The 25,165-nt window shown below is 41.6% G+C and carries 21 protein-coding genes and 1 other annotated feature; of the genes, 18 read left to right on the top strand and 3 right to left on the bottom strand.

The features are described from left to right. Position 1: 1 nt before the first annotated feature. The 16 genes from IEO70_RS00250 (at position 2) to pyrE (ending at position 18,317) form a co-directional block, all read left to right on the top strand. Positions 2-265, top strand: coding sequence for a YggT family protein (locus tag IEO70_RS00250; RefSeq protein ID WP_190996353.1), 264 nt, complete (start codon positions 2-4; stop codon positions 263-265). A gap of 85 nt (positions 266-350) precedes the next feature. After that, complete coding sequence (locus tag IEO70_RS00245; RefSeq protein WP_190996352.1) at positions 351-1,124, top strand: YlmH family RNA-binding protein; 774 nt, start codon at positions 351-353, stop codon at positions 1,122-1,124. 83 nt (positions 1,125-1,207) lie between these two features. Next, positions 1,208-1,714, top strand: a complete 507-nt coding sequence (locus IEO70_RS00240) for a DivIVA domain-containing protein (protein ID WP_190996351.1) — start codon at positions 1,208-1,210, stop codon at positions 1,712-1,714. A gap of 48 nt (positions 1,715-1,762) precedes the next feature. Then, positions 1,763-2,015 (top strand) — a binding site (T-box leader). Between the two features lie 138 nt (positions 2,016-2,153). After that, on the top strand, positions 2,154-4,922 hold the full coding sequence (gene ileS, locus IEO70_RS00235) for an isoleucine--tRNA ligase (RefSeq protein ID WP_190996350.1): 2,769 nt from the start codon (positions 2,154-2,156) through the stop codon (positions 4,920-4,922). A 126-nt stretch (positions 4,923-5,048) separates the two neighbouring features. Next, a complete protein-coding gene (lspA, locus tag IEO70_RS00230) occupies positions 5,049-5,516 on the top strand; it encodes a signal peptidase II (RefSeq protein ID WP_190996535.1) in 468 nt (155 codons plus the stop codon). Beyond that, positions 5,513-6,418, top strand: coding sequence for an RluA family pseudouridine synthase (locus IEO70_RS00225; protein WP_190996349.1), 906 nt, complete (start codon positions 5,513-5,515; stop codon positions 6,416-6,418). The genes lspA and IEO70_RS00225 overlap by 4 nt, the downstream gene beginning before the upstream one ends. 197 nt (positions 6,419-6,615) lie before the next feature. Further along, complete coding sequence (gene pyrR, locus IEO70_RS00220; protein ID WP_190996348.1) at positions 6,616-7,155, top strand: bifunctional pyr operon transcriptional regulator/uracil phosphoribosyltransferase PyrR; 540 nt, start codon at positions 6,616-6,618, stop codon at positions 7,153-7,155. Between the two features lie 122 nt (positions 7,156-7,277). Then, entirely contained in the window at positions 7,278-8,609 is a 1,332-nt protein-coding gene (locus IEO70_RS00215) for a solute carrier family 23 protein (RefSeq protein WP_407948121.1), read from the top strand. A 209-nt stretch (positions 8,610-8,818) separates the two neighbouring features. Continuing rightward, the gene (locus tag IEO70_RS00210) at positions 8,819-9,757 is read left to right on the top strand and encodes an aspartate carbamoyltransferase catalytic subunit (RefSeq protein WP_190996346.1); all 939 of its coding nucleotides are present in this window, start codon (positions 8,819-8,821) and stop codon (positions 9,755-9,757) included. Next, positions 9,723-11,009 (top strand): dihydroorotase, encoded by a 1,287-nt coding sequence (locus tag IEO70_RS00205; RefSeq protein ID WP_190996345.1) that lies wholly within the window; start codon positions 9,723-9,725, stop codon positions 11,007-11,009. The genes IEO70_RS00210 and IEO70_RS00205 overlap by 35 nt, the downstream gene beginning before the upstream one ends. Continuing rightward, entirely contained in the window at positions 11,006-12,091 is a 1,086-nt protein-coding gene (locus IEO70_RS00200; RefSeq protein ID WP_190996344.1) for a carbamoyl phosphate synthase small subunit, read from the top strand. The genes IEO70_RS00205 and IEO70_RS00200 overlap by 4 nt, the downstream gene beginning before the upstream one ends. Beyond that, complete coding sequence (gene carB, locus IEO70_RS00195) at positions 12,091-15,297, top strand: carbamoyl-phosphate synthase large subunit (protein WP_190996343.1); 3,207 nt, start codon at positions 12,091-12,093, stop codon at positions 15,295-15,297. Before IEO70_RS00200 ends, carB begins: the two co-directional genes overlap by 1 nt. After that, positions 15,294-16,067: a dihydroorotate dehydrogenase electron transfer subunit gene (locus tag IEO70_RS00190; RefSeq protein ID WP_190996342.1), complete on the top strand. Its 774-nt coding sequence runs from the start codon at positions 15,294-15,296 to the stop codon at positions 16,065-16,067. Before carB ends, IEO70_RS00190 begins: the two co-directional genes overlap by 4 nt. Continuing rightward, complete coding sequence (locus tag IEO70_RS00185; protein WP_190996341.1) at positions 16,064-16,975, top strand: dihydroorotate dehydrogenase; 912 nt, start codon at positions 16,064-16,066, stop codon at positions 16,973-16,975. The genes IEO70_RS00190 and IEO70_RS00185 overlap by 4 nt, the downstream gene beginning before the upstream one ends. Continuing rightward, positions 16,975-17,688 (top strand): orotidine-5'-phosphate decarboxylase, encoded by a 714-nt coding sequence (gene pyrF, locus IEO70_RS00180; protein ID WP_190996340.1) that lies wholly within the window; start codon positions 16,975-16,977, stop codon positions 17,686-17,688. The genes IEO70_RS00185 and pyrF overlap by 1 nt, the downstream gene beginning before the upstream one ends. After that, positions 17,688-18,317, top strand: coding sequence for an orotate phosphoribosyltransferase (gene pyrE, locus IEO70_RS00175; RefSeq protein WP_190996339.1), 630 nt, complete (start codon positions 17,688-17,690; stop codon positions 18,315-18,317). The genes pyrF and pyrE overlap by 1 nt, the downstream gene beginning before the upstream one ends. Positions 18,318-18,584: 267 nt before the next feature. Here the strand turns inward: pyrE and IEO70_RS00170 are convergent, their stop codons facing one another. From IEO70_RS00170 to IEO70_RS00160, 3 genes are all read right to left on the bottom strand, one after another. Further along, positions 18,585-19,160, bottom strand: coding sequence for a GNAT family N-acetyltransferase (locus IEO70_RS00170; protein WP_190996338.1), 576 nt, complete (start codon positions 19,158-19,160; stop codon positions 18,585-18,587). A gap of 152 nt (positions 19,161-19,312) precedes the next feature. Then, positions 19,313-19,459, bottom strand: a complete 147-nt coding sequence (locus IEO70_RS00165) for a hypothetical protein (protein WP_190996337.1) — start codon at positions 19,457-19,459, stop codon at positions 19,313-19,315. Positions 19,460-19,641: 182 nt separating this feature from the next. Further along, on the bottom strand, positions 19,642-21,351 hold the full coding sequence (locus IEO70_RS00160; RefSeq protein WP_190996336.1) for an Rqc2 family fibronectin-binding protein: 1,710 nt from the start codon (positions 21,349-21,351) through the stop codon (positions 19,642-19,644). A 125-nt stretch (positions 21,352-21,476) separates the two neighbouring features. On the opposite strand from IEO70_RS00160, the gene IEO70_RS00155 reads away from it, so the two are divergent. Then, positions 21,477-24,152 carry a cation-translocating P-type ATPase gene (locus IEO70_RS00155; protein ID WP_190996335.1) on the top strand — a complete coding sequence of 892 codons (2,676 nt, stop codon included), beginning with the start codon at positions 21,477-21,479 and terminating at the stop codon, positions 24,150-24,152. A gap of 101 nt (positions 24,153-24,253) precedes the next feature. Next, positions 24,254-25,129, top strand: a complete 876-nt coding sequence (locus tag IEO70_RS00150; protein WP_190996334.1) for a YicC/YloC family endoribonuclease — start codon at positions 24,254-24,256, stop codon at positions 25,127-25,129. The last annotated feature ends 36 nt before the right edge of the window (positions 25,130-25,165 follow it).

Here is a 25,165-nt window from a genome sequence, read left to right as displayed (position 1 = left end):
AATGAGTTTAGTTTTTGTAATTTTGGTGCAAGCAATAAGAATATACTCATATGCATTGATTATCTACATACTAATGTCATGGTTTCCAGGTGCACGTGAGTCGTCTATCGGACAAATTTTAGGAAAGATTTGTGAACCGTACTTAGAAGTGTTCAGAAAATTTATCCCGCCGCTTGGTATGTTTGATTTCTCGCCGATTGTGGGCATTCTTGCTCTGCAGTTTGCGACATATGGAGTCTATCAAGTGTACGCATGGATTATGTAATTATGAAGAGAAAAGGCTAATGCTCGGAATTCGTTCCGTTGTATTAGCCTTCTTGTACTTTTAATAGATGGATGAAGGGATCTTTATGAATATATATCAACATTTTCGCAAGGAAGAGAAAGCGTTTATTGACCAGTGCATGCAGTGGCAGGAGCAGGTTGTCAGGCAATATACTCCCCGTCTGACGGCGTTTTTGACACCGCGTGAGCAGCAGATTTTAGCTTCGATTATCGGTAAAAACAGCGAATGTCAAGTTGCTTTTTTCGGAGGTTCGCAGACAGCTGAAAGGAAAAGAGCTTTTCTTTATCCTGAATATTATGAGGCGTCTGAAGCGGATTTCAATATAGCGGTGCTTGAAATCGGCTATAACAGCAAGTTTCATGAATTACGCCATCAGCAAATATTGGGGACGATGATGTCTTTAGGCATTGTACGCGACAAGTTTGGGGATATACTGATTGCCGATAATAAAGCGCAAGCAATTGTCTCTGATGACATAAGCGATTATGTTTGTGCGCATATTAATAAAATAGCAAATGCCGGAGTGGCTTTGTCGAAAATTAGCATAGCTGAAGTTGTGCACGTTCAAGAAGCTTGGAAAGATTATTCGACGACGTGTTCGTCATTAAGGCTCGATACGGTTTTGGCAGCAATGACCAACTTATCGCGGCAAAAAGTCCAGGAAGCAATAGCTGGCGGTAAAGTAAAGGTCAATCATGAACTGATTGAAGAAAATGATTTTGAGTGTGGTGAGGCTGATATCCTATCAGTCAGAGGTTTAGGTAGGTTTAAACTGATGTCGATTAATGGTAAGTCAAAAAAAGAAAAATGGAAAATTTCTTTTGGAAAACAACAATAATTGTCACTTTGAAGGATTTACAAATGTTGTGTCGAAACGTAGAATATAAATAACAGATAAATTAATTCTTTGGAGGTGCAACAATGCCCTTAACGCCACTTGATATACATAATAAAAGTTTTAATAAAGGTTTTCGTGGTTATGATGAGGATGAAGTGAACGAATTTCTTGAGCAAGTAATGAAGGATTATGAGCTAGTCCTTCGTGAAAAGAAGTCGCTTGAGGAAAAATACGCAAATGTCCGTGAAAAGCTAGGTCACTTCAACAATATCGAAGAAACGCTGAATAAGTCGATTTTCTTTGCTCAGGAAACCGCAGAGGAGATAAAGCGCAACGCAAAAAATGAAGCGAAACTCATCATAAAAGAAGCGGAGAAAAATGCCGATCGCATTGTCAATGATTCTCTTGTAAAGGCTCAAAAAATCGCGCTTGAAATCGAAGAGCTGAAGAGACAATCGAAGGTTTTCCGAACAAGATTCACGATGTTGGTAGAAGCCCAACTTGATTTGATTAAGAACGAAGATTGGGAGCACTTAATGGAATTTGACAAAGATGCGACAGATATTTTATCGAAAGATATAGAATCGTAATATTGACTATTTAATCAGTTTTGTATATAATTCCAAACAAGATTATAATTCATGACGTTGATAGGGACAGTACGTTTCTTTTAGCACTTATAACAGTCGTTTTGACTGATCAGCGAAGCGGGGATGGTGGAAGCCCGCCTGTAAGTAGAGAGATGGAAGATCACCCTGGAGTCCTTTTATGAAACCATCTTGGGAGTAGTTAAAGCGTGTCGTTCGCGATAAGAACAAGTAGAGCGGATGTTTGTTTATAAACATTTACTAGGGTGGTACCGCGGGAATAACAAGCCTTCTCGTCCCTTATTTTTTAGGGGATGGGAAGGCTTTTTTGCTGTTTATATAGATTTATCCGGCACTTAACCTAATCCTAGCCCCAAAAATTTGCGAAAGCTTTATATAAAAAGATTCGCATTTCATGAATGCGAGAATTGGAGGAAGCAAAATGGAATATAAAGATACGTTATTAATGCCAAAAACTGAATTTCCGATGCGTGGAAATTTACCAAAAAGAGAACCAGAGATGCAAGCTAAATGGAATGAGATGGACATCTATAAGAAAGTTCAAGAACGCACAAAAGGTCGTCCGATGTTCGTATTACACGATGGGCCTCCATACGCAAACGGCGATATCCACATGGGTCACGCATTGAACAAAGTGTTAAAAGATTTCATTGTTCGTTTCAAATCTATGAATGGTTTTAACGCGCCATATGTGCCAGGTTGGGATACACACGGTCTTCCAATCGAGACAGCTTTAACAAAGAGCGGCAAAGTAAACCGTAAAGAAATGAGTGTAGCGGCTTTCCGTAAACTTTGCGAAGAGTACGCATATGAACAAGTAGCTAGACAAAAAGCGCAATTCCGTCGTTTAGGCGTTCGCGGTGACTGGGATAATCCGTATATCACATTGAAGCCTGAATACGAAGCGCAACAAATTAAAGTATTCGGTGAAATGGCTAAAAAAGGCTACATCTATAAAGGTCTAAAACCGGTTAACTGGTCTCCGTCAAGTGAGTCAGCATTAGCGGAAGCGGAAATTGAATACCAAGATAAAAGATCAGCTTCAATTTATGTGGCATTTGATGTAAAAGATGGTAAAGGTGTTGTTGAAGAAGGAACGAAATTCATCATCTGGACAACAACTCCTTGGACAATTCCAGCTAACTTAGGTATTTCTGTACACCCTGACTTGAACTATGTAGTAGTTGATGTTGACGGTACGAAATACATCGTTGCTGAAGAATTGTTAGCAAACGTTAAAGAAACAATCGGCTGGGAAATAGTAAATATCGTAAAAACAGTAAAAGGCCGCGATCTTGAGTATGTTGTTGCTAAACACCCACTATATGACCGTGATTCATTAGTAATGAATGGCGAACACGTTACGACAGATGCAGGTACCGGCTGCGTTCATACAGCTCCTGGTCACGGTGAAGATGACTTTATCGTTGGTCAAAAATATAAATTAAAAACATTATGTCCAGTTGACGAAAAAGGTCACATGACAGAAGAAGCACCTGGTTTTGAAGGTATGTTCTACGAAAATGCCAACAAAGCAATTGGTGAAGCGTTAGAAGAGAAGGGCGCATTATTAAAGCTTTCTTTCATCACTCACTCTTACCCGCATGACTGGAGAACGAAGAAGCCGACTATTTTCCGTGCAACAGCACAATGGTTCGCATCAATCCATGATTTCCGCGATCAGCTTCTAGAAGCAATCAAAGAAACAAAATGGTATCCTGCATGGGGCGAAACTCGTCTTTACAACATGGTTCGTGACCGTGGTGACTGGTGTATTTCTCGTCAACGCGCATGGGGTGTTCCAATTCCGGTATTTTATGCGGAAAACGGTGAAGCAATCATCACAGACGAAACAATCAACCATGTATCGAACTTATTCCGCGAGCACGGTTCAAACATTTGGTTTGAGCGTGAAGCGAAAGACTTATTGCCGGAAGGATTCACGCATGAAGGTAGCCCGAACGGCATCTTCACAAAAGAAACAGATATCATGGACGTCTGGTTCGATTCCGGTTCATCTCACCAAGCTGTATTAGAAGAGCGCGAAGATTTGGTAAGACCTGCTGACCTTTATTTAGAGGGATCTGACCAATACCGTGGTTGGTTTAACTCTTCTTTATCTACAGCTGTTGCGGTAACTGGCAAAGCGCCATACAAAGGCGTATTAAGCCACGGCTTCGCTCTTGACGGCGAAGGACGCAAAATGAGTAAATCATTAGGTAACACAGTTGATCCAATCAAAGTTATGAATCAACTAGGCGGAGACATCCTACGTCTATGGGTTGCTTCTGTAGACTATCAAGCAGATGTTCGTGTATCGGATGCAATTCTTAAGCAAGTTGCGGAAGTTTACCGTAAAATCCGTAATACTTTCCGTTTCTTATTAGGTACGTTAGAAGGATTTGATCCTAAAACTGATAGCCTTGCTTACGACGAACTTCGTGAAGTCGATCAATTCATGCTTGTGAAGCTGAACAACTTGATCAAGAACGTGAAAAAAGCATACGACGAGTATGAATTCGCGAACATTTATCATTTTGTGAACAACTTCTGTACGCTTGATTTGAGTGCGTTCTACCTGGATTACGCGAAAGATATCCTTTACTGCGAAGCGCCGAACAGCAAAGATCGCAGAGCGATTCAAACAGTTCTGTATGAAACATTACTTTCATTAACGAAACTTGTAACGCCAATCCTTCCTCACACAGCGGATGAAGTTTGGGCTTATATCCCGAATGTGGAAGAAGAAAGCGTACAATTAACAGATATGCCGGAAGCAAAAGAATTGCCGAATGCTAAAGTGCTAGAAGAGAAATGGACTAAGTTCCTTGTACTTCGTGATGACGTGCTAAAAGCATTAGAAGAAGCTCGAAACGCGAAAGTAATCGGTAAATCATTAAATGCGAAAGTGTCTATGTATGTAGATGCTGATACTAAGCAATTCCTTGACAGCATTGACGAAAGCTTCGAGCAATTATTCATCGTGTCTAAGTTTGAAGTGGCTGGTTTGAGGGAAGAAGCTCCTGCTGAAGCTCTTCAACTTGAAAACAGCGCAATCGTTGTTTCTAAAGCGGAAGGCGAAACTTGTGAACGCTGCTGGAATGTAACAACTGAGGTAGGTCAAGATGAGTTGCATCCGACACTTTGCCCTCGTTGTGCAACTGTAGTAAAAGAAGCATATTCACTATAAGTAATTGGCAAATGTAGGCGTGCTGGCTGATTTTATTAGTCAGCGCGCTTTTTGTTTGCCGGCCGATGTGCTAAAATGCTAAAGAATAGAATATATATAGAAGCTTGGGGGATTACCGTGAAAAACATTGTTTATTATATAATTGCACTTGTTATTATCGCTGTGGATCAACTGACTAAGAAGCTTGTTGTTGATAATATGGAAATTGGGGAAAGTATTGAAGTCATTAATAATTTTCTATATATCACGTCTCACCGCAATCCTGGCGCTGCTTGGGGGATTTTGGCGGGGCAAATGTGGTTCTTCTATTTAGTGACGGTTGTTGTAATCGTCGGATTAGTTATTTATATTCAGAAAATGGCAAAACAGCATGTGATGCTGGGTGTATCTCTTGCATTGATGTTGGGCGGAGCAATCGGCAATTTTATCGATCGCGTTCGGCATCAAGAAGTCGTGGATTTTGTGCATACATATATTTTCGGATATAATTTTCCGATTTTTAATGTTGCGGATTCGGCTTTAACTGTCGGGGTCGTATTGTTAATTATTTTCATGTTATTTGAGGAAAAACTTTTGAAGGAGAAAAAAGAATGAATGTAGTTGTTTACAACGTTGATGAAGCAAACAAAGGAGTACGGATTGACAAGTTCATTTCGACTGTAAATGAAGAAATGTCCCGTACGCAAGTGCAGCAATTAATTAAGGAAGATCACGTGAAAGTTAATGATCAGCCTGTCAAAACGAATTATAAATGTCAGGAAGGCGATGAAGTAGCTGTAAGCATCCCTGAGCCTGTAGAACTGAACATTGAAGCGGAAGAAATGAATCTTGATATTTATTACGAAGATGAAGACGTTCTTGTGGTCAATAAGCCTAAAGGAATGGTTGTTCACCCGGCCCCTGGACATACAAGCGGTACTCTTGTTAACGGTCTGATGGCGCATTGCAAAGATTTATCCGGCATTAACGGCGTTATGCGCCCAGGTATTGTTCACCGTATCGATAAAGATACTTCTGGTCTGTTAATGGTGGCGAAAAATGATATGGCGCACGAAAGTCTTGTTGATCAACTTGTTGAAAAGTCGGTTACAAGAAAATATACTGCCATCGTTCATGGGGTTATCCAACATAGCCATGGAACAATTGATGCGCCAATCGGTCGCGATAAAAAGGATCGACAAAGCCAAGCAGTTACACCGGACGGTAAAAATGCAGTCACGCATTTTGAAGTGCTGGAAAGATTCAATGACTTTACACTTGTTGAATGTCAGCTTGAAACGGGACGCACACACCAAATCCGTGTTCATATGAAATATATTGGCTATCCATTAGCTGGCGATCCGAAATACGGGCCGAAAAAGACGTTGGATATTGGCGGACAAGCACTGCATGCGGGCGTGTTAGGGTTCGTACATCCGCGCACGAAGGAATATATGGAGTTTAATGCGCCGTTACCTGAGTATTTCGCGGAATTAATTGAAAAATTACGTAAATAAAGTTATTGACAAATAACTTTTAGGCATGTAAACTAAAGTCAGTTGAATATGAACCTTTAAAAACAGTCCCGTGAGGCTGACAAGGAAACGGATAAAAGCGATTCATGTATATTTGCAGGATTCGTGTATATTTTCTTGTATCCTCTCGCACCGGGCGAGAGGATTTTTTTGTTCTATTAAGTTTGAGAGGTGTTAATATGAATGAAAAAGCGATAGTGCTAGATGAGCAAGCGATTCGCCGAGCGCTAACAAGAATAGCGCACGAAATTATCGAGAGAAATAAAGGAATCGATAATTGTGTGTTAGTTGGAATTAAAACAAGAGGGATTTTCATCGCCAATCGGTTAGCTGAGCGCATTCAGCATATCGAAGGGAAATCAATCGAAGTCGGTGAACTGGACATTACACTTTATCGTGATGATTTAACTACGAAAAGTGCAGATGGAGAGCCTTTTGTAAAAGGTTCGGATATACCGGTAGATATTAACAACAAGAAAGTAATTGTCGTTGATGATGTCCTGTATACAGGGCGTACAGTGCGAGCGGCAATGGATGCTTTAATTGATATCGGCAGACCATCACAGATTCAACTGGCAGTTTTAGTAGACCGCGGTCATCGTGAGTTACCGATTCGGGCTGATTATGTCGGGAAAAATGTACCGACATCTTTAAATGAAAAAATAACAGTCCATTTAACTGAAGTAGACCAACAAGATAAAGTAAGTATTTTTGAATAATAATTTACCTTTTTAAGTGAGTCCCGAGAGGCTTACAAGGGGAAGCATGGATTAAACATACAACGAGAAAAGTATGTCCTGCCCCTTAGTGCCCTCGATTAATTCGAGGGTTTTTCAGAAGGATGGAGGAGAACATCATGGAACAAGAAAAAAGAAATGTAGTTTTAGACGTAGAAGAGAAGCCGAAACCGTCGCAATGGCTGACATTGAGTTTGCAGCACGTGTTCGCGATGTTTGGTGCGACAGTATTAGTTCCATTCTTAGTAGGTTTAAGTCCTGCGGTTGCATTAGTATCAAGCGGTTTAGGAACATTGGCATACTTATTGATTACAAAAGGACAAATTCCCGCATATTTAGGATCATCATTTGCCTTCATTTCGCCGATTATTATAGCTAAGACATTGGGCGGACCGGAAGCTGTCATGTTCGGCTGCTTCTTGGCAGGTCTTGTATACGGAGTTGTAGCGCTAATCATTAAGAAAGTCGGAGTAAAATGGCTGATGACGCTTCTTCCACCGGTAGTAGTAGGACCTGTAATCATCGTTATCGGATTAGGTTTAGCAGGAACAGCAGTCGATATGGCAATGTACAGTAACTATGGTGCACCTGCGGGAGAGCTTGTATATAGTCTTAAGCACTTTGGAGTAGCATTATTCACATTAGCAGTAACAATCATTTGCTCAATCTTTGCAAAAGGATTTTTGAAAATTATTCCGATTCTGATCGGGATTGTATCAGGTTATGTATTAGCGCTATTTGTAGGAATTGTTGATTTCAGCGGCGTTAAAGAAGCAGCTTGGTTTGCTTTGCCGGAATTCCAAATTCCATTTGTGAATTATGACCCGGTGTTATCTTGGAAAATTGCCATCGTAATGGTACCGGTAGCAATAGTAACTTTGGCAGAGCATATAGGACATCAATTAGTACTTGGTAAAGTAGTCGGCAGAAACTTTATCGAAAAGCCAGGTCTCCACCGCTCAATTTTAGGTGACGGTGCCGGAATCATCATCGGTTCTTTCATCGGTGGACCGCCATTAACATCATATGGAGAAAATATTGGCGTAATGGCCATCACTCGTGCATATAGTGTTTATATCATCGGAGGAGCTGCAGTAATTGCAATCTCGTTCGGTTTCATCGGAAAAGTTTCAGCATTAATCAGCTCAATACCGCAAGCGGTTATGGGCGGTATCTCAATCCTGCTGTTCGGTATTATCGCTTCAAGTGGTTTAAGAATGCTGATTGACAACAAAATTGACCTTGGAGTTAACAGAAATCTGATTATCTCTTCAGTCATTCTGATCATCGGAATCGGCGGCGCATTTGTACAAATCGGAAAAGACTTCTCACTATCCGGCATGGCGCTGGCAGCAATTGTCGGTATCGTTTTAAACTTAATCCTTCCGGGTAAAGAAGAAGGAAAAGAATTATTGGATGAAAATGTAAATTCATAATCACCTTTTAAAAATAGTCCAGAGAGGCTATCAAGGGTGTTGCAATAAGGAGATATAGCTGTCAGGTTCCGTATGCTCACAGGCAGGAGGAATCAGATTACCTGCATCTGCTTACTTGCGCAAAAACACCCTAAACAAAATCGTTTAGGGTGTTTTTTATATAAAGAGTGTCTTTAACGAACTTTAATTAGTGAAGGGAGCAAGCGATTATGAATCATTTATTGACAACGAAAGAGTTAACGGTGAACGAAATTTATGGAATCTTAAATGATGCGATTAGCTTTGCGAATGGACAAACGTGGAAGCCGAATAATCAGATATTTGCCTGTAATCTCTTTTTTGAGAATAGTACGAGAACAAAAAGCAGCTTTGAAGTAGCGGAACGCAAACTAGGTTTGGATGTGATTCCTTTTGAAGCATCAACATCAAGCGTACAAAAAGGAGAAACCTTATACGACACAGTTAAAACGTTAGAGTCAATCGGAGTAGGAGCAGTAGTAATCCGACATTCGGAAGATGAGTACTTTAATGAGCTTGTCGGAAAAGTGAATATCCCAATCATTAATGGCGGGGACGGATGTGGTCATCATCCGACACAATGCTTGCTCGATTTGCTGACAATCTATCAGGAGTTTGGAAGCTTTGAAGGGTTAAAAGTCGCAATAGTCGGAGATATCAGACACAGTCGTGTAGCACGTTCAAATGCGGATGCACTAACAAGACTAGGAGCACATGTCGTTTTCTCAGGTCCTGAAGAATGGTTTGATGAAACAATTGAAGGGGCAGAGTTTGAAGAACTTGATCGAGTAGTGAACAATGCGGATGTAGTTATGCTGCTTCGCATACAACACGAACGTCATGACGGTAAGACGGTAATGAGCAAAGAAGAATATTTAGCGAACTACGGCTTAACGAAAGAAAGAGAAAGAAACATGAAAAAAGGAAGCATTATCATGCATCCTGCACCTGTAAATAGAAATGTAGAGATTGATGAAGACTTAATAGAATGCGAACGTTCAAGAATTTTTAAGCAAATGGAAAATGGTGTGTATGTTCGCATGGCAGTTTTAAAAAGAGCATTGGAAGCACAACAATTAAAGGGAGGCAACGCAAATGGCGCTTATCATAAAAAATGGTCAATTGTTTAATAAAGAGGGAGTTTTACAAACTGCAGATGTGAAAATCGAGAATGGCAAAGTTATAGAAATTGCCGCAACTATAAACGATGAAGGGTATGAAGTAATCGATGCGAAAGGATTAGTTGTTTCACCGGGATTCGTTGATATGCATGTCCATCTTCGCGAACCTGGTGGAGAAAAGAAAGAAACAATCGAAACGGGCACAAAAGCAGCGGCAAGAGGAGGATTCACAACAATCGCAGCGATGCCGAATACTCGTCCGGTTCCCGATACAAAAGAAACTGTTGAAGCATTGATGAAACGTATAGAAGAGACAGGGGTTGTCCGTGTGCTTCCATACGGATCAATTACAATTCGCGAAGCTGGCCAGGAGCTGACAAACTTCGAAGAGTTAAAACAAGCTGGAGCCTTCGCTTTCACTGATGATGGAGTTGGTGTGCAGTCGGCTGCTATGATGCTTGAAGCGATGAAGCAAGCTGCGAAAGTCGATGCTGCAATTGTAGCGCACTGTGAGGAAAATACATTAATTAATAAAGGTTGTGTACATGAAGGGGAGTTTTCTCAGAAGCATGGTTTAAACGGTATTCCTTCTGTATGTGAATCTGTACATATCGCCCGTGACATTTTGCTTGCTGAAGCAGCAGATTGTCATTACCACGTCTGCCATATTAGCACAGAAGGTTCTGTCCGAGTTGTCCGCGATGCGAAACGGGCAGGATTGAAAGTAACAGCGGAAGTATCGCCGCACCACTTATTACTGTGCGAAGACGATATTCCGGGATTGGATACGAATTATAAGATGAACCCGCCTTTACGCGGTAAAAAAGACCGTGAAGCATTAATCACCGGATTGCTTGATGGCACAATCGATTTTATCGCGACAGATCACGCGCCGCATACAGCAGAAGAAAAAGCGGAAAGCATGCAGTTGGCTCCATTTGGAATCGTTGGCTTAGAAACAGCATTCCCGCTATTGTATACGCACTTTGTTGAAAAAGGCATCATTACGCTAGAACAGCTATTAAACTTTTTAACTTCGAAACCGAGCGATGCGTTTAAGTTGCCATACGGCCGAATTGAAGAAGGCAAACCTGCTGATATCGTATTGATTGATTTAAATGAAGAAAAAGAGATTGATGTAAATGAATTTGCTTCAAAAGGGAAAAACACACCGTTTGCAGGCTGGAATTGCAAAGGCTGGCCAGTACTGACAATGGTTGATGGCAAGGTAGTATTTCAAAAGGAGACTGTGAAAGCATGAAAAGACAGCTAATTTTAGAAGATGGTACAGTTTTTATCGGGGAAGCGTTTGGTGCAGATACAGAACGTATGGGAGAAGTGGTATTCAACACAGGAATGACAGGTTATCAAGAAATAATAAGCGACCCGTCTTACTGCAACCAAATTGTTACCCTTACATATCCGCTAATCGGCAATTACGGCATTAATCGAGATGATTTTGAAACGATTATTCCAGCAATTTCAGGATTTGTCGTGAAGGAAGTAGCGGATCTGCCATCAAACTGGCGCAGCGAGCTTTCATTAGATGAGTACTTCAAACAAAATAACATCCCTGGTATTTCGGGAATTGATACTAGAAAATTGACAAGAATTATCCGTCAGCACGGAACGTTGAAAGGCGCGCTAGTGAGTATCGACAGCAACCCTGATGAAGTGATTAAAGAGCTGCGCACGAAGCAGCTTCCGACAGACCAAGTGAAGCAAGTTTCGACGAAAAGCGCATATCCAAGTCCGGGCAGAGGGTCTCGAGTTGTGCTGGTTGATTTCGGTATGAAGCACGGCATTCTTCGTGAACTGAACAAGCGTGATTGCGATGTTGTAGTCGTTCCTTACAATGTAACAGCAGAAGAAGTATTAAAACTTAGACCGGACGGCATTATGTTGTCAAATGGACCTGGGGACCCGAAAGATGTACCGGAAGCAATTGAAATGATCCAAGGCGTACAAGGGAAAGTTCCGTTATTCGGAATTTGCTTAGGACACCAGCTTTTCGCTCTTGCAAACGGGGCAAACACAGAACCATTGAAATTCGGTCACCGCGGCTCTAACCATCCGGTAAAAGAGCTGGCAACAGGCAAAATCGCGATTACATCGCAAAATCACGGTTACACAGTAGAAGAAGATTCAATTGCTGCTACAGCGCTTGAAGTAACACACGTCGCTTTAAATGACGGAACAGTAGAAGGCTTGAAACATAACCAATATCCGGCATTCACAGTACAATACCATCCGGAAGCTTCACCCGGACCGGAAGATGCGAACGGTTTGTTTGACCAATTTATGAACATGATTGATGCAGCGAAAGTGGAGGGAGTAAAATAATGCCAAAACGTACAGACATAAAAAGTATTTTAGTAATCGGATCAGGTCCTATCATTATCGGGCAAGCAGCGGAGTTCGACTATGCGGGCACGCAAGCTTGTATCGCTCTGAAAGAAGAGGGCTACCGTGTTATTTTAATCAACTCCAACCCGGCAACAATCATGACAGATACAGAAATTGCCGATGCAGTGTACATTGAGCCTTTAACATTAGAATTCGTAAGCAAAATTATCCGCAAAGAGCGTCCAGATGCGCTTCTGCCGACTTTAGGCGGACAGACGGGCTTGAACTTGGCAGTTGAATTATCAGAAGCAGGAGTTCTTGAAGAATGCGGAGTGGAAATTTTAGGAACGAAGCTTTCAGCGATCCAGCAAGCAGAAGACCGTGATTTGTTCAGAAGTTTAATGAATGAATTAGGCGAGCCGGTACCAGACAGTGACATTATTCATACACTTGAAGAAGCTTACAAGTTTGTTGAGCGCGTCGGTTATCCGATTATCGTTCGTCCGGCATTCACCCTTGGTGGTACAGGCGGCGGCATTTGCTCTAATGAAGAAGAATTAATTGAAATCGTATCAAGCGGTCTTAAACACAGTCCGGTAACACAATGCTTAATTGAGAAAAGCATCGCCGGTTTCAAAGAAATCGAATATGAAGTAATGCGTGACAGGAACGACAGTGCGATTGTTGTATGTAACATGGAAAACATCGACCCAGTCGGCGTACATACGGGTGATTCTATCGTAGTAGCGCCAAGCCAAACGTTAAGCGATCGTGAGTATCAGTTATTGCGTAATTCATCATTGAAAATCATTCGCGCTCTGAAAATCGAGGGCGGCTGTAACGTACAGCTGGCACTTGATCCGCACAGCTTCAACTATTACATCATCGAGGTTAACCCGCGTGTAAGCCGCTCTTCAGCACTTGCATCTAAAGCGACTGGATACCCGATTGCGAAGTTGGCTGCAAAAATCGCTGTAGGTCTGACACTGGATGAAATGATGAACCCTGTTACGGGCAAAACATATGCAAGTTTCGAGCCAGCGCTTGATTATGTCGTTTCTAAGATTCCTAGATGGCCATTTGACAAGTTCGAATCTGCTAACCGTCACTTGGGTACGCAAATGAAAGCAACAGGCGAAGTAATGGCAATCGGACGTTCATTGGAAGAGTCATTGCTGAAAGCGGTCCGCTCACTAGAATCGGGCATTTATCACTTAGGCTTGAATGACATGAACGGCATTGATGATGCTTTAATTGAAAAACGTATTCGAAAAGCTGGAGATGAGCGCTTATTCTACATCGGCGAAGCATTAAGACGCGGCGTGACGATTGAAACGATTCATGAATGGAGCCAAATCGATTTATTCTTCCTGAAGAAATTCGAGAATATCGTAGTTCTGGAAAAAGAGATTGCTGAAAACCCATTCAATCCGGAAGTAGCAGAAAAAGCGAAGAAATATGGTTTCTCTGATAAAACATTAGCAAAGCTATGGAACGCGAAAGAGATCGAAGTTTACAACTGGAGAAAAGAACAACAAATCGTACCAGTATATAAAATGGTTGATACATGTGCCGCGGAGTTTGAATCAGAAACACCTTACTTCTACGGAACATATGAAGAAGAGAATGAGAGCATCGTAACTGAACGCAAAAGCGTTATCGTGTTAGGATCTGGTCCGATTCGTATTGGTCAAGGGGTAGAGTTCGATTATGCGACAGTTCACTCTGTATGGGCGATAAAGGAAGCAGGCTATGAAGCAATCATTATTAATAATAACCCTGAAACAGTATCGACGGACTTCAGCATCAGCGATAAGTTATACTTCGAGCCGCTGACAATTGAAGATGTTATGCATATCATTGATCTTGAGAAACCGGAAGGGGTTGTCGTACAGTTCGGTGGACAAACAGCAATCAACTTGGCAGCTGCGCTTGTAGAGCGAGGCGTGAAAATTTTAGGGACATCACTTGAAGCATTAGATACAGCGGAAAATCGTGATAAATTTGAGCAGGCTTTAACGACTCTTGGCATTCCTCAACCTAAAGGGAAAACAGCGACATCTGTTGACCAAGCGGTGAAAATTGCAGACGATATCGGTTATCCGGTACTTGTGCGCCCATCTTATGTACTAGGCGGCCGTGCGATGGAGATCGTCTACAAACAGGAAGAACTGCTTCATTATATGGAAAATGCCGTGAAAATCAATCCAGAGCATCCGGTATTGATCGATCGCTATTTAACAGGTAAAGAAATTGAAGTCGATGCAATTTCCGACGGCAAAGATGTTGTGATTCCGGGAATCATGGAGCATATCGAACGTGCCGGTGTCCATAGCGGTGACAGTATCGCTGTATACCCGCCACAAAATATTACAGAAGATATCAAGCGGAAAATTGTAGACTATACGGTGGCATTGGCTAAAGGTTTAAATACAATCGGTCTTGTCAACATTCAATATGTAGTCTCAAACGGTGAATTATATGTCATTGAGGTTAACCCTCGTTCAAGCCGTACAGTACCATTCTTAAGCAAAATTACGAATGTGCCGATGGCGAATGTCGCAACAAAAGTAATTTTAGGTCAAAGCTTGGAAAGCCAAGGCTATACAACTGGTTTAGTAAAAGAACAGCCAGGCGTATATGTAAAAGTGCCGGTGTTCTCATTCGCGAAGCTGCGCCGTGTTGACATTACACTAGGGCCTGAAATGAAGTCGACTGGTGAAGTCATGGGTAAAGATATGACTCTTGAAAAAGCGTTATATAAAGGTCTTGTTGCTTCAGGTATTCAAATGCAAGAGCACGGAACAGTGCTTCTGACAATTGCCGATAAAGATAAAGAAGAGGCGTTACAACTGGCAAGACGCTTCAACAGTATCGGCTACAAATTGCTTGCGACAAGTGGAACAGCAGATTTGCTGCAAAAAGCGGGCATTCCGGTTAGAGTTGTGAACAAAATTGGCGCACAAGAACCGACATTGCTTGATGTCATTCGAAATGGCGAGGCACAGTTTGTCATCAACACATTGACGAAAGGCAAACAGCCGGAGCGCGATGGCTTCAGAATCCGTCGTGAATCAGTTGAGAACGGTGTAGCTTGCTTAACTTCACTGGATACAGCAGAAGCAATTTTACGAGTATTCGAAGCAATGTCATTCTCAGCAGAACCTATGAATCAACTAAACAAGGAAGGTGCAATCGTATGATTAAAAACGAAAAGATGACAGTCGTAAAACAACAAGAAATTGCACATTCCATTTTCGAGCTTACCCTTAAGGGTGAGCTCGTTTCAGAAATGAAACAGCCGGGGCAATTTGTACATCTGAAAGCATCGAACAGCTTTGAACCGCTTTTAAGAAGACCAATTAGCATTTGTGACATCAATCAGGAAGAAAAGCAGTTCACAATGATTTATCGAGCGGAAGGCCGTGGTACAAAGCTGATTTCTGAGAAAAAAGCAGGAGAACAAATCGATGTGCTTGGACCGCTTGGTAACGGTTTTCCTGTAGAAGAGGCGGCATCGGGTAAAACGGCACTTTTAGTTGGCGGCGGCATTGGAGTTCCGCCATTATACGAACTTTCGCAGCGTTTGACAGCGAATGGTGTAAAGGTTGTTCATGTGCTGGGCTTCCAGACAAAAGATGTAGTTTTTTATGAAGAAAAATTCGCGAGTCTTGGAGAAACATACATCGCAACAGTAGACGGTTCGTTAGGCACGAAAGGTTTTGTAACTGATGTGATCACTGATAAAAATATCAATTTCAATGTCTTGTATTCATGCGGACCGACTCCGATGCTAAGAGCGTTAGAACAAAACTATAGCGATAAAAAACTGTTTCTGTCATTGGAAGAAAGAATGGCTTGCGGAATCGGAGCATGTTTCGCTTGCGTATGCAAAACGTCAACAGAAGGTACAGGTTATAAAAAAGTGTGCAGCGATGGACCGGTATTCCGATCAGGTGAGGTGGTACTATGAGTAAATTACATATTGAGCTTCCAGGCTTATCACTAAAAAATCCGATTATGCCAGCATCAGGATGTTTCGGCTTTGGTAAGGAATTCAGTCAGCTTTACGATTTAAATAAACTTGGTTCGATCATGATTAAGGCAACGACTGTAGAACCACGATTTGGCAATCCGACACCGAGAGTAGCTGAAACGCATGCCGGTATGCTAAATGCGATTGGGCTACAAAATCCAGGTCTTGATCATGTGATGAATAATGAATTGAAATGGCTTGAGCAATTTGATTTACCGATTATTGCTAACGTCGCTGGCTCACAAGAAGATGACTATGTAGAAGTAGCGAAAACAATCTCAAAAGCACCGAATGTAGCGGCACTTGAGCTAAACATTTCTTGTCCGAACGTGAAAGAGGGAGGGATCGCTTTCGGAACCGATCCTGAAACGGCGAAACGTCTGACGAAAAAAGTGAAGGCTGTTTCAAGTGTGCCTGTGTATGTAAAGTTATCACCAAACGTAACGAATATTGTTGAAATGGCTAAAGCGGTTGAAGACGGTGGAGCAGACGGTTTAACGATGATTAATACATTGCTAGGTATGCGTCTTGATTTGAAAACGGCTAAGCCGGTTATCGCTAATAAAACAGGTGGTCTTTCTGGCCCTGCAATTAAACCGGTCGCTATCCGCATGATACACGAAGTTAGCCAGCAAGTTAACATCCCGATTATCGGTATGGGCGGTATCACTAACGCTGAGGATGTTATCGAATTTTTCTATGCGGGAGCGAGCGCAGTAGCAGTCGGCACAGCAAACTTTGTCGATCCGTTTGTATGCCCAAATATAATTGATAGATTGCCTTCTTTATTGGATGAGCTTGGATTTGAACATATTAATGAATGCATCGGAAGGAGCTGGAAGTGATGGAGAAAGCGTTAATTATCGCTTTAGATTTCAATAGTTTAGAAGAAGTGACTGCTTTTTTGGATCAATTCCAGGAAGAGAAGCTGTTTGTTAAAGTCGGAATGGAACTGTTTTATAGCGCGGGACCAAGCATTATAACAGAAATCAAGAAGCGCGGTCATCAAATTTTTCTAGACTTGAAGCTTCATGACATCCCTAATACAGTTAAACAAGCGATGAAGGTGCTTGCAAAGCTCGATGTGGATTTAGTCAATGTTCATGCAGCCGGAGGAAAATGGATGATGGAAGCGGCACTTGCAGGGTTGCAAGAGGGGACGCAAGAAGGAAAACAACGTCCAGCGATTATTGCGGTCACGCAGCTGACAAGCACAACAGAAGAAGATATGCAGCATGATCAACGTATACCTCTTACACTCGAACAGTCGGTTTTATCATACGCGACATTAGCAAGTGAAGCAGGTTTAGACGGTGTTGTATGCTCGACACATGAAGTGGAAGCAATCCACGGAAAATTAGGCAACGATTTCTTGACAGTCACACCGGGAATTCGTATGGCAGATGATGATACGCACGATCAAAAACGCATCGCTACACCGGAAAAAGCAAGATTGCTAGGAACGAACAGCATCGTAGTCGGACGTTCCATTACTAAGGCAACTTCACCTGTAGAGGCATACAGACTAGTAAAAAAAGCTTGGGAGGGCACAAACTAATGAATGCACAAATCGCACAACAATTACTTGATATTAAAGCTGTATTTTTACAACCAAATGATCCGTTCACTTGGTCTTCAGGCATGAAATCTCCAATTTATTGCGATAATCGCCTAACATTATCGTATCCGTCCGTACGCAAGGATATTGCGAAAGGTTTAGTTCAATTAATACGCGAATATTACCCGGAAGTAGAGCTGATAGCAGGTACTGCGACAGCGGGCATTCCTCATGCTGCTTGGGTAAGTGATGAAATGGATTTACCGATGTGCTACATCCGCTCAAAAGCAAAAGGCCACGGTAAAGGTAACCAAATCGAAGGAATAGCTTCACCAGGACAAAAGGTTGTAGTAGTAGAAGACTTAGTTTCTACAGGAGGAAGCGTTATTACAGCTGTGCAGGCATTGCGCGAGGCAGGGTGTGAAGTGCTTGGTGTCGTTTCAATTTTCACTTATGAATTGACTAAAGGGAAAGTGCAGCTTGACGCAGAAGGGATTACAAACCACTCATTGAGCAATTATTCTACATTGGTAGAAGTAGCGAAAGAGCAAGGCTATATTACAGCTGAAGATGTTGAAAAGCTGACAAAATGGCGCGAAAATCCAGAAGATTTATCGTGGATGGAATAGAAAAACCGTCACCGGTCCTTTTTCATTTTTGATTTGACTCCTTGATTTTTCTTCAATGAAAAAGGAGCTATGCGGGAGGACTAAGATGAATCACACGGGAAACCCGCCTTTGGTTTCTCGGGGGAGGCAGCTTAGGACCGAGAATGGCAGGTGTAAGGTTAGACATCGAGAAAAACCGTCACCGTTCCTTTTTCATTTAGGAATACCTCCAGCAGAAAACATTGCTGGAGGTATTTTTTAAACTATAAGAAAGAATATAAGTTTTCTTTATCCTTGAGTATGTAATTCAAATTCCTCTCGCAATATCGAGTAAAGCTTTAAATCGTGATGTTTTCCTTTAGCAAAAATCCCCTTGCGGATAATGCCTTCGAATGTCATACCGCATTTCTCCATTACTCTTTGCGAACCGATATTTCCAATCATGCAGCGTGCTTGGATGCGCACTAAATCCATTTTTGTAAATCCGAAATTGATGAGTGCTTTTGCCGCTTCTGTCGTAATGCCTTGACCCCAATAAGGTTGGGCAACGGCATATCCTATTTCTGCATTATGATGCTTTGGCTGCCATGAAACAAAGTCTATTGTGCCGATCATTTTATTATTCTCTTTGTATTCAATACCCCATGGAGCCACTTTCTTTAGGGCGTATTGCTGATTTACAAAGTGGATAAAGCCTTTTGTATCGAGAATTGTTTCGTGGTGATCCCATGTAACAAATTCACTGACCATTTGATCGGATGTGTATTCAAATAAATCATTGGCATCATCAAAGGTAATTTTCCGCAAAAGCAGTCGTTCTGTTTCTATAATCGGCAAGTTTCCGTATATTTGAGCAATCTCCATCTCAGCACTCCCCATCCGATAGCATTTATTTCTATTATAGCGGTAACGATATCGAATAGGTAGAATGTTATTGAGTGTAAATTTATAAAAGCCTCCTTCTCATGCCTAAATTCAGCACAAAACCAGTAGTCCTGGCTCTTCGTCCAATTTGTTTACAGGCTTAATTCATCCGCTTTTTCGAGGAATTCTTCCGAATTTCTGATTAATTCATCCACTTCTCTGAATAATTCGTCCAACTTCTCGGCAATTCTGCCGCTTTTTAATTTTTTTCTGCCGCTTTTGAAAATAATTCGTCCCACCCGCTTGAACCAGTTATAAGTTACCGATTTGTATACTTATATTCCACGCAAACAAAGAGGGCAAAATAAAAACCGTTGAGAAAGGATTTTCTCAACGGTCTGAACAAAGCCCTTGAAGATAGGGGGCTTTGTTAGAAGAAAAGATATTATCAATTAAAAAAGGATCGGTGCCGGTTTTTTCTTTATTTTTTCATTCGCAATACTTCGTCAGCATCCGGCGTGACGTAAAGAGTTGTTTGGTTGTCGTAGATGACAAAACCGGGTTTTGAACCGCTTGGCTTTTTCACATGACGAATCATTGTGTAGTCAACCGGTACGCGGCTTGAATTTTTTGCTTTGCTGTAGAATGCCGCCAGCACTGCCGCTTCGTGCAGCGTTTGCTCTGATGGCTCGCTGTTGCGGATGACAACGTGTGATCCTGGTATATCTTTCGTGTGAAGCCAAATATCATCACGGCGGCTGAATTTATTCGTTAAATATTCATTCTGTTTATTATTCTTTCCGACATAGATTGTGTCGCCGTCCGATGAGACATACTCATCTAAAACCGGCTTTTTGTCTTTCGATTTTTTGAATCCTTTTTTATTTCGCTGTTTTAAATAGCCGCCTTCCTGCAGTTCTTCGCGCATTTCTTCTATATCACGAGGGTCGGCAGAGTCTAGCTGCTGCAGCAAGCCTTCAAAATAAGCGACTTCCTCAGAAGCAAGCTGAATTTGCTCGGTAACAAATTCAACAGCATTTTTTGCTTTTTGGTATTTCGTGAAGTATTTTTGCGCGTTTTGAGAGGGCGTTTTTTGCGGATCAAGCGGTATCGTTATCATCGTACCATTTTCATCGTAATAGTTGATGACTTCAATTTCTTTCATGCCGATCTGCAACTGATAAATATTTGCTGTCAATAATTCTCCGTACAATTTGAATTGATCACCTTTTTCGCTTTCCGTCAAAGTTGCCTTCAGTTTCTTAATTTTCTTCTCATTTTTCGCTCTCTCATTTGTAATAAACCGTTCTAAGTCCTGTCCTTGTTGCTTTATGCGGTCGCGTGCCGCTTTTCCGAAGTAAAAACGGTCGAGCATTTCGCTTAATGAAGAGAATGTTTTTACTGTTTCATCTGCAGAAGCGAGCGGTATACAATAAAAAATCTCTTTATTTTGCTTTAACATAATTGCTGGATTATACTGATTGTTTTTAAAAGGCATCATCAATTTATTGAAAGCAGCAAGAACGTTCGCTTGTGTAGGCAGCTTGCTTTCGAATAGCATTTCCTTCGCTAAAAGCGGTGATATGCCGGCAAATGCTGACACGAGTTGTTTATCCAAAGTCCCAGCATTAAAATCAAGCGCCTTTAAAACATCTTCATCGGATGCTGTTAAAGGATTGATTTTCTGTTGAGCCGGCGGGAATTTATACGTTTGTCCCGGCAATATAGCTCGATGAGAATTCACAGCGTAAGAGACATGCTTTATGCTGTCGAGAATGAGATTGTTCTCTTTGTTCACCAGGACAATATTGCTGTGTCGGCCCATAATTTCTACAATCAATTTTTTATAGCTTAAATCACCGAGCTCGTCACGACCTTTTATATCAAAAATAATCATGCGGTCAAGCTCATGCTGTGTAATGTTTTCGATGATGGCTCCTTCTAAATGTTTGCGAAGCAGCATACAAAACATCGGCGGCTCCTGAGGATTTTCATACGACTCCTCTGTTAATTGGGCACGGCTGTAACTGGGATGTGCAGACAGCAGCAGTTTTTGGTTTTTGCCGTTTGCGCGCACAATTAAAATGATTTCATTCGGATACGGCTGATGAATTTTATTAATCCGTCCTCCGCTTAATGCAGAGGTAAGCTCCTCGCACATTGCTTTTGTAAAAAGTCCATCAAATGACATATATAACTTCCTTTACTAAATGTATTTCTTTAAACAGTATAGCATTTTTTAAGGCTTGTCTGAATATGCATGGTTTAAGAAGGACAACTAACGGTTGTTTTACGATTGGGGGAGTGAAGGAGTACATGTTATACAGGGAAATGAACACAGCCCAGCTGGAAGCTGCCTTAAAAACGAATATCACAAAAGGGTTAACCGATGAGGAAGTTGTAAAAAGGCTTGAGGAACATGGCCTTAATGAGCTGGAAGAAGCCGAGAAAAAATCTGCTCTGCTCATGTTTTTTGCGCAATTTAAAGACTTCATGATGCTCATTTTATTAGCGGCGACACTCGTCTCCGGCTTTCTCGGGGAGTATGTCGATGCGATTGCCATTATTGCCATACTTGTTATGAATGCAATAATGGGATTCGTTCAGGAATGGAAGGCGGAAAAATCTTTAGATGCCCTAAAGGAGATGTCGACTCCGCAAGTGCAGGCGCTGAGGAATGGCGAGTGGGAACGCATCTCCTCTAAGGAAGTGGTAGTTGGCGATATTATCCGTTTTGTAACCGGTGATCGAATCGGAGCAGACCTTCGCATTATTGATGAGGCATCGTTGGAAATAGAGGAGTCGGCACTGACCGGAGAATCTGTCGCAATCAATAAAGTGACAGATCCAAACTTTCAAGTCGTAAACAGTATCGGTGACGAGCATAATATGGCTTTCATGGGCACGATGGTTACGAGAGGAAGAGGGGTCGGCATTGTCACCGCTACAGGGATGAAAACGGAAATGGGGCAAATCGCCAACATGCTGCAAACAGCAGGGCAAATGATTACTCCGCTTCAGCATAAATTAGAGCAACTAGGAAAAATTTTAATTTTTGCCGCATTAATATTGACCGTTCTTGTCATCGGATTAGGAATCATTCAAGGGAACGATGTCTATACAATGGTGCTCGCCGGTGTTTCTTTAGCAGTCGCAGCGATTCCGGAAGGTTTGCCGGCTATCGTCACAGTCGCGCTTTCGCTCGGCGTCCAGCGAATGATTAAACAAAGAGCGATTGTCAGAAAGTTGCCGGCAGTCGAAACATTAGGGTGTGCTACTGTTATTTGTTCTGACAAAACAGGCACACTTACACAAAATAAAATGACGGTAACAGCTCTTTGGGATAGCGGCAAAACATGGACAGTGACGCGAAAAGAAAAAGAATGGGACGGCGATTTTTTTGAAGAAGGCGATGAGAAGGCTAAAGTTACAAAATCAATCAAACAGCTGTTGACGTTCGGTCTGCTATGCAACGCGTCTGAAATGAAAAAAAATAACGAACACATTTTTATTGAAGGAAGTCCTACTGAAAGCGCGATGCATATCGCTGCGATTAAAGCAGGTATTACGAAAGAACAATTGAAAGAACAGTTTACCATCGTAAAGGAATTTCCATTCGATTCAACCCGCAAGATGATGAGTGTCATTGTGAAAGATGCCCATAACAAACATTTTGTTGTGACGAAAGGAGCTCCTGATGTTCTGATTGGGAAGTGTTCATCAATTTTATGGGATGAAAAAGTCGAAGGATTAAACAAGAATTTTAACGAGAAAATTCAAGCTGCTATAAATAACTTAGCTTCCCAGGCTTTACGGACGATTGCGATCGGTTTCAAATCCATTCAGCCTCCGGGAAGCCATATTCAAGAAGGCGAAGTAGAAAAGGGATTAACCTTCATCGGCTTGCAAGGGATTATTGATCCGCCTCGCCCGGAAGTAAAAGATGCGGTAGCAGAGTGTAAGAAAGCGGGTATCAAAACAATTATGATTACGGGGGATCATGCTTCAACTGCGACTGCTATCGCCAAACAGCTCGGCATTATTACTGACAATGAGTTAGTTGTTGAAGGTCGGGAACTGAATGAGATGGATGTGAAAGAGCTTGAGGACATCGTAGAAGATGTTGCTGTTTTTGCTCGTGTATCGCCAGAGCATAAATTAAAAATAGTCAAGGCGCTCCAAAATAAAGGACATGTTGTCGCGATGACCGGAGACGGCGTCAATGATGCTCCGGCAATCAAGTCGGCAGATATCGGCATTGCGATGGGTATAGCAGGTACGGATGTCGCGAAAGAATCTTCATCACTTGTATTGCTCGATGATAATTTTGCGACAATTAAAGCAGCCATTAAAGAAGGACGCAATATATATGAGAATATCCGTAAGTTCATTCGTTACTTGCTCGCTTCTAATGTAGGAGAAATATTGGTAATGCTGTTCGCGATGATTCTTGGCTTGCCTTTGCCTCTTACCGCTATCCAAATACTTTGGGTGAACCTTGTAACTGATGGATTGCCGGCGATGGCACTCGGCTTGGATCAGCCGGAGGAAAATGTCATGAAACGAAAACCGCGAAATGCGAAGGAAGGTATTTTTGCCCGCGGTTTAGGCTGGAAAATTGTTTCACGTGGATTCTTAATCGGAGGCGTTACACTAATAGCGTTTATGACAGCATTGAATAACAATCCGAATGATTTGGAATATGCACAAACCATTGCTTTTATTACTTTAGTTTTGGCACAATTGATACACGTTTTTGATTGCCGCAGCGAAATCAGCATATTCTCGAGAAATCCTTTTGGCAATATGTATTTGGTATGGGCAGTGATCATTTCACTGGTTATGGCGTTAATTGTTATTTATTATCCGCCATTACAAGAAATCTTCGGTACGCTTTATATTCACCCGCGTGACTGGCTGCTTGTGATTGCATTAGCAGCACTTCCGACATTTTTACTGGCCGGCTCTTTTTTATTAAGAAAAACTAAATAATTTATGTTATACTGTAAAAGGTGGTAGAGTGTGCTCTATTGCCTTTTTATTTGTATATATTAAAGATTGCTTAGGTTGGTAATTGGAAGTGAGTGATTGGAATGATTGTCAGTATGACCGGATATGGTCTTGGGACGAGTGAAAGCGAAAGGCTTAAAGTAAGAGCGGAAGTGAAAACAGTCAATCATCGTTTTTCGGAGTTTTACGTCCGGATGCCCCGCCAGTTGCTTGTACTTGAAGACAAGATTAAGAAATTGCTAGCTACATACATAAGAAGAGGAAGAGCGGAAATATTCATCACCATTGATGGAGAAGGCTTGCTCACTAAACGTTTGGAAGTGGATTGGTCTTTGCTTGATCAATATATGTCTCATTTAAACGAGGTTACATATAAGTACAATCTTCATCCCAACGATGCTCTTCAAAATATCACTCATCTTGAAGGGATTTTCCACATTCATGAGGAGCAGACAAATACGAGTGAAGTAGAAGAACTAGTTATGGAAGCAGTCAAGCAAGCTGGAGAGCAATTGCTAGCAATGAGAAAGGCAGAAGGAATGCGTCTGCAGGAAGATATTGCCGAACAATTGAAGAATTTTTCCGATGCTGCTGATCAAGTAAAAGAATACGCTCCGTTAGTGCTTGAGCAATATAAGCAAAGGTTGCAGACGAGAATGACAGAATTTGCTTCCGGAATCATAGATGAAACAAGAATGCTGAATGAAGTGGCGATTTTTACCGATAAGGCGGACATCAATGAAGAAATTACCCGATTGAAAAGCCATTTGTCTCAAGTATATGAAACAATTGAGAGCGATGCGGCAATCGGGCGGAAATTGGATTTTCTTGTTCAGGAAATGAATCGTGAAGTAAATACGATTGGCTCAAAGGCAAACGATGCAAAAATTGCTTCGCAAGTAGTTGAAATGAAAAGTTTACTTGAAAAAATAAAGGAACAAGTTCAAAATATAGAATAATCATTGTTTACAGCATCTCTGCAAAGGTCACACTAC

Source organism: Peribacillus faecalis (genome assembly GCF_014712675.1).
In the GTDB taxonomy this organism is placed as follows: domain Bacteria; phylum Bacillota; class Bacilli; order Bacillales; family DSM-1321; genus Bacillus_AD; species Bacillus_AD faecalis.
The sequence above is the reverse complement of the archived record's forward strand: the minus strand, read 5'-3'. Positions and strand labels throughout refer to the sequence as shown.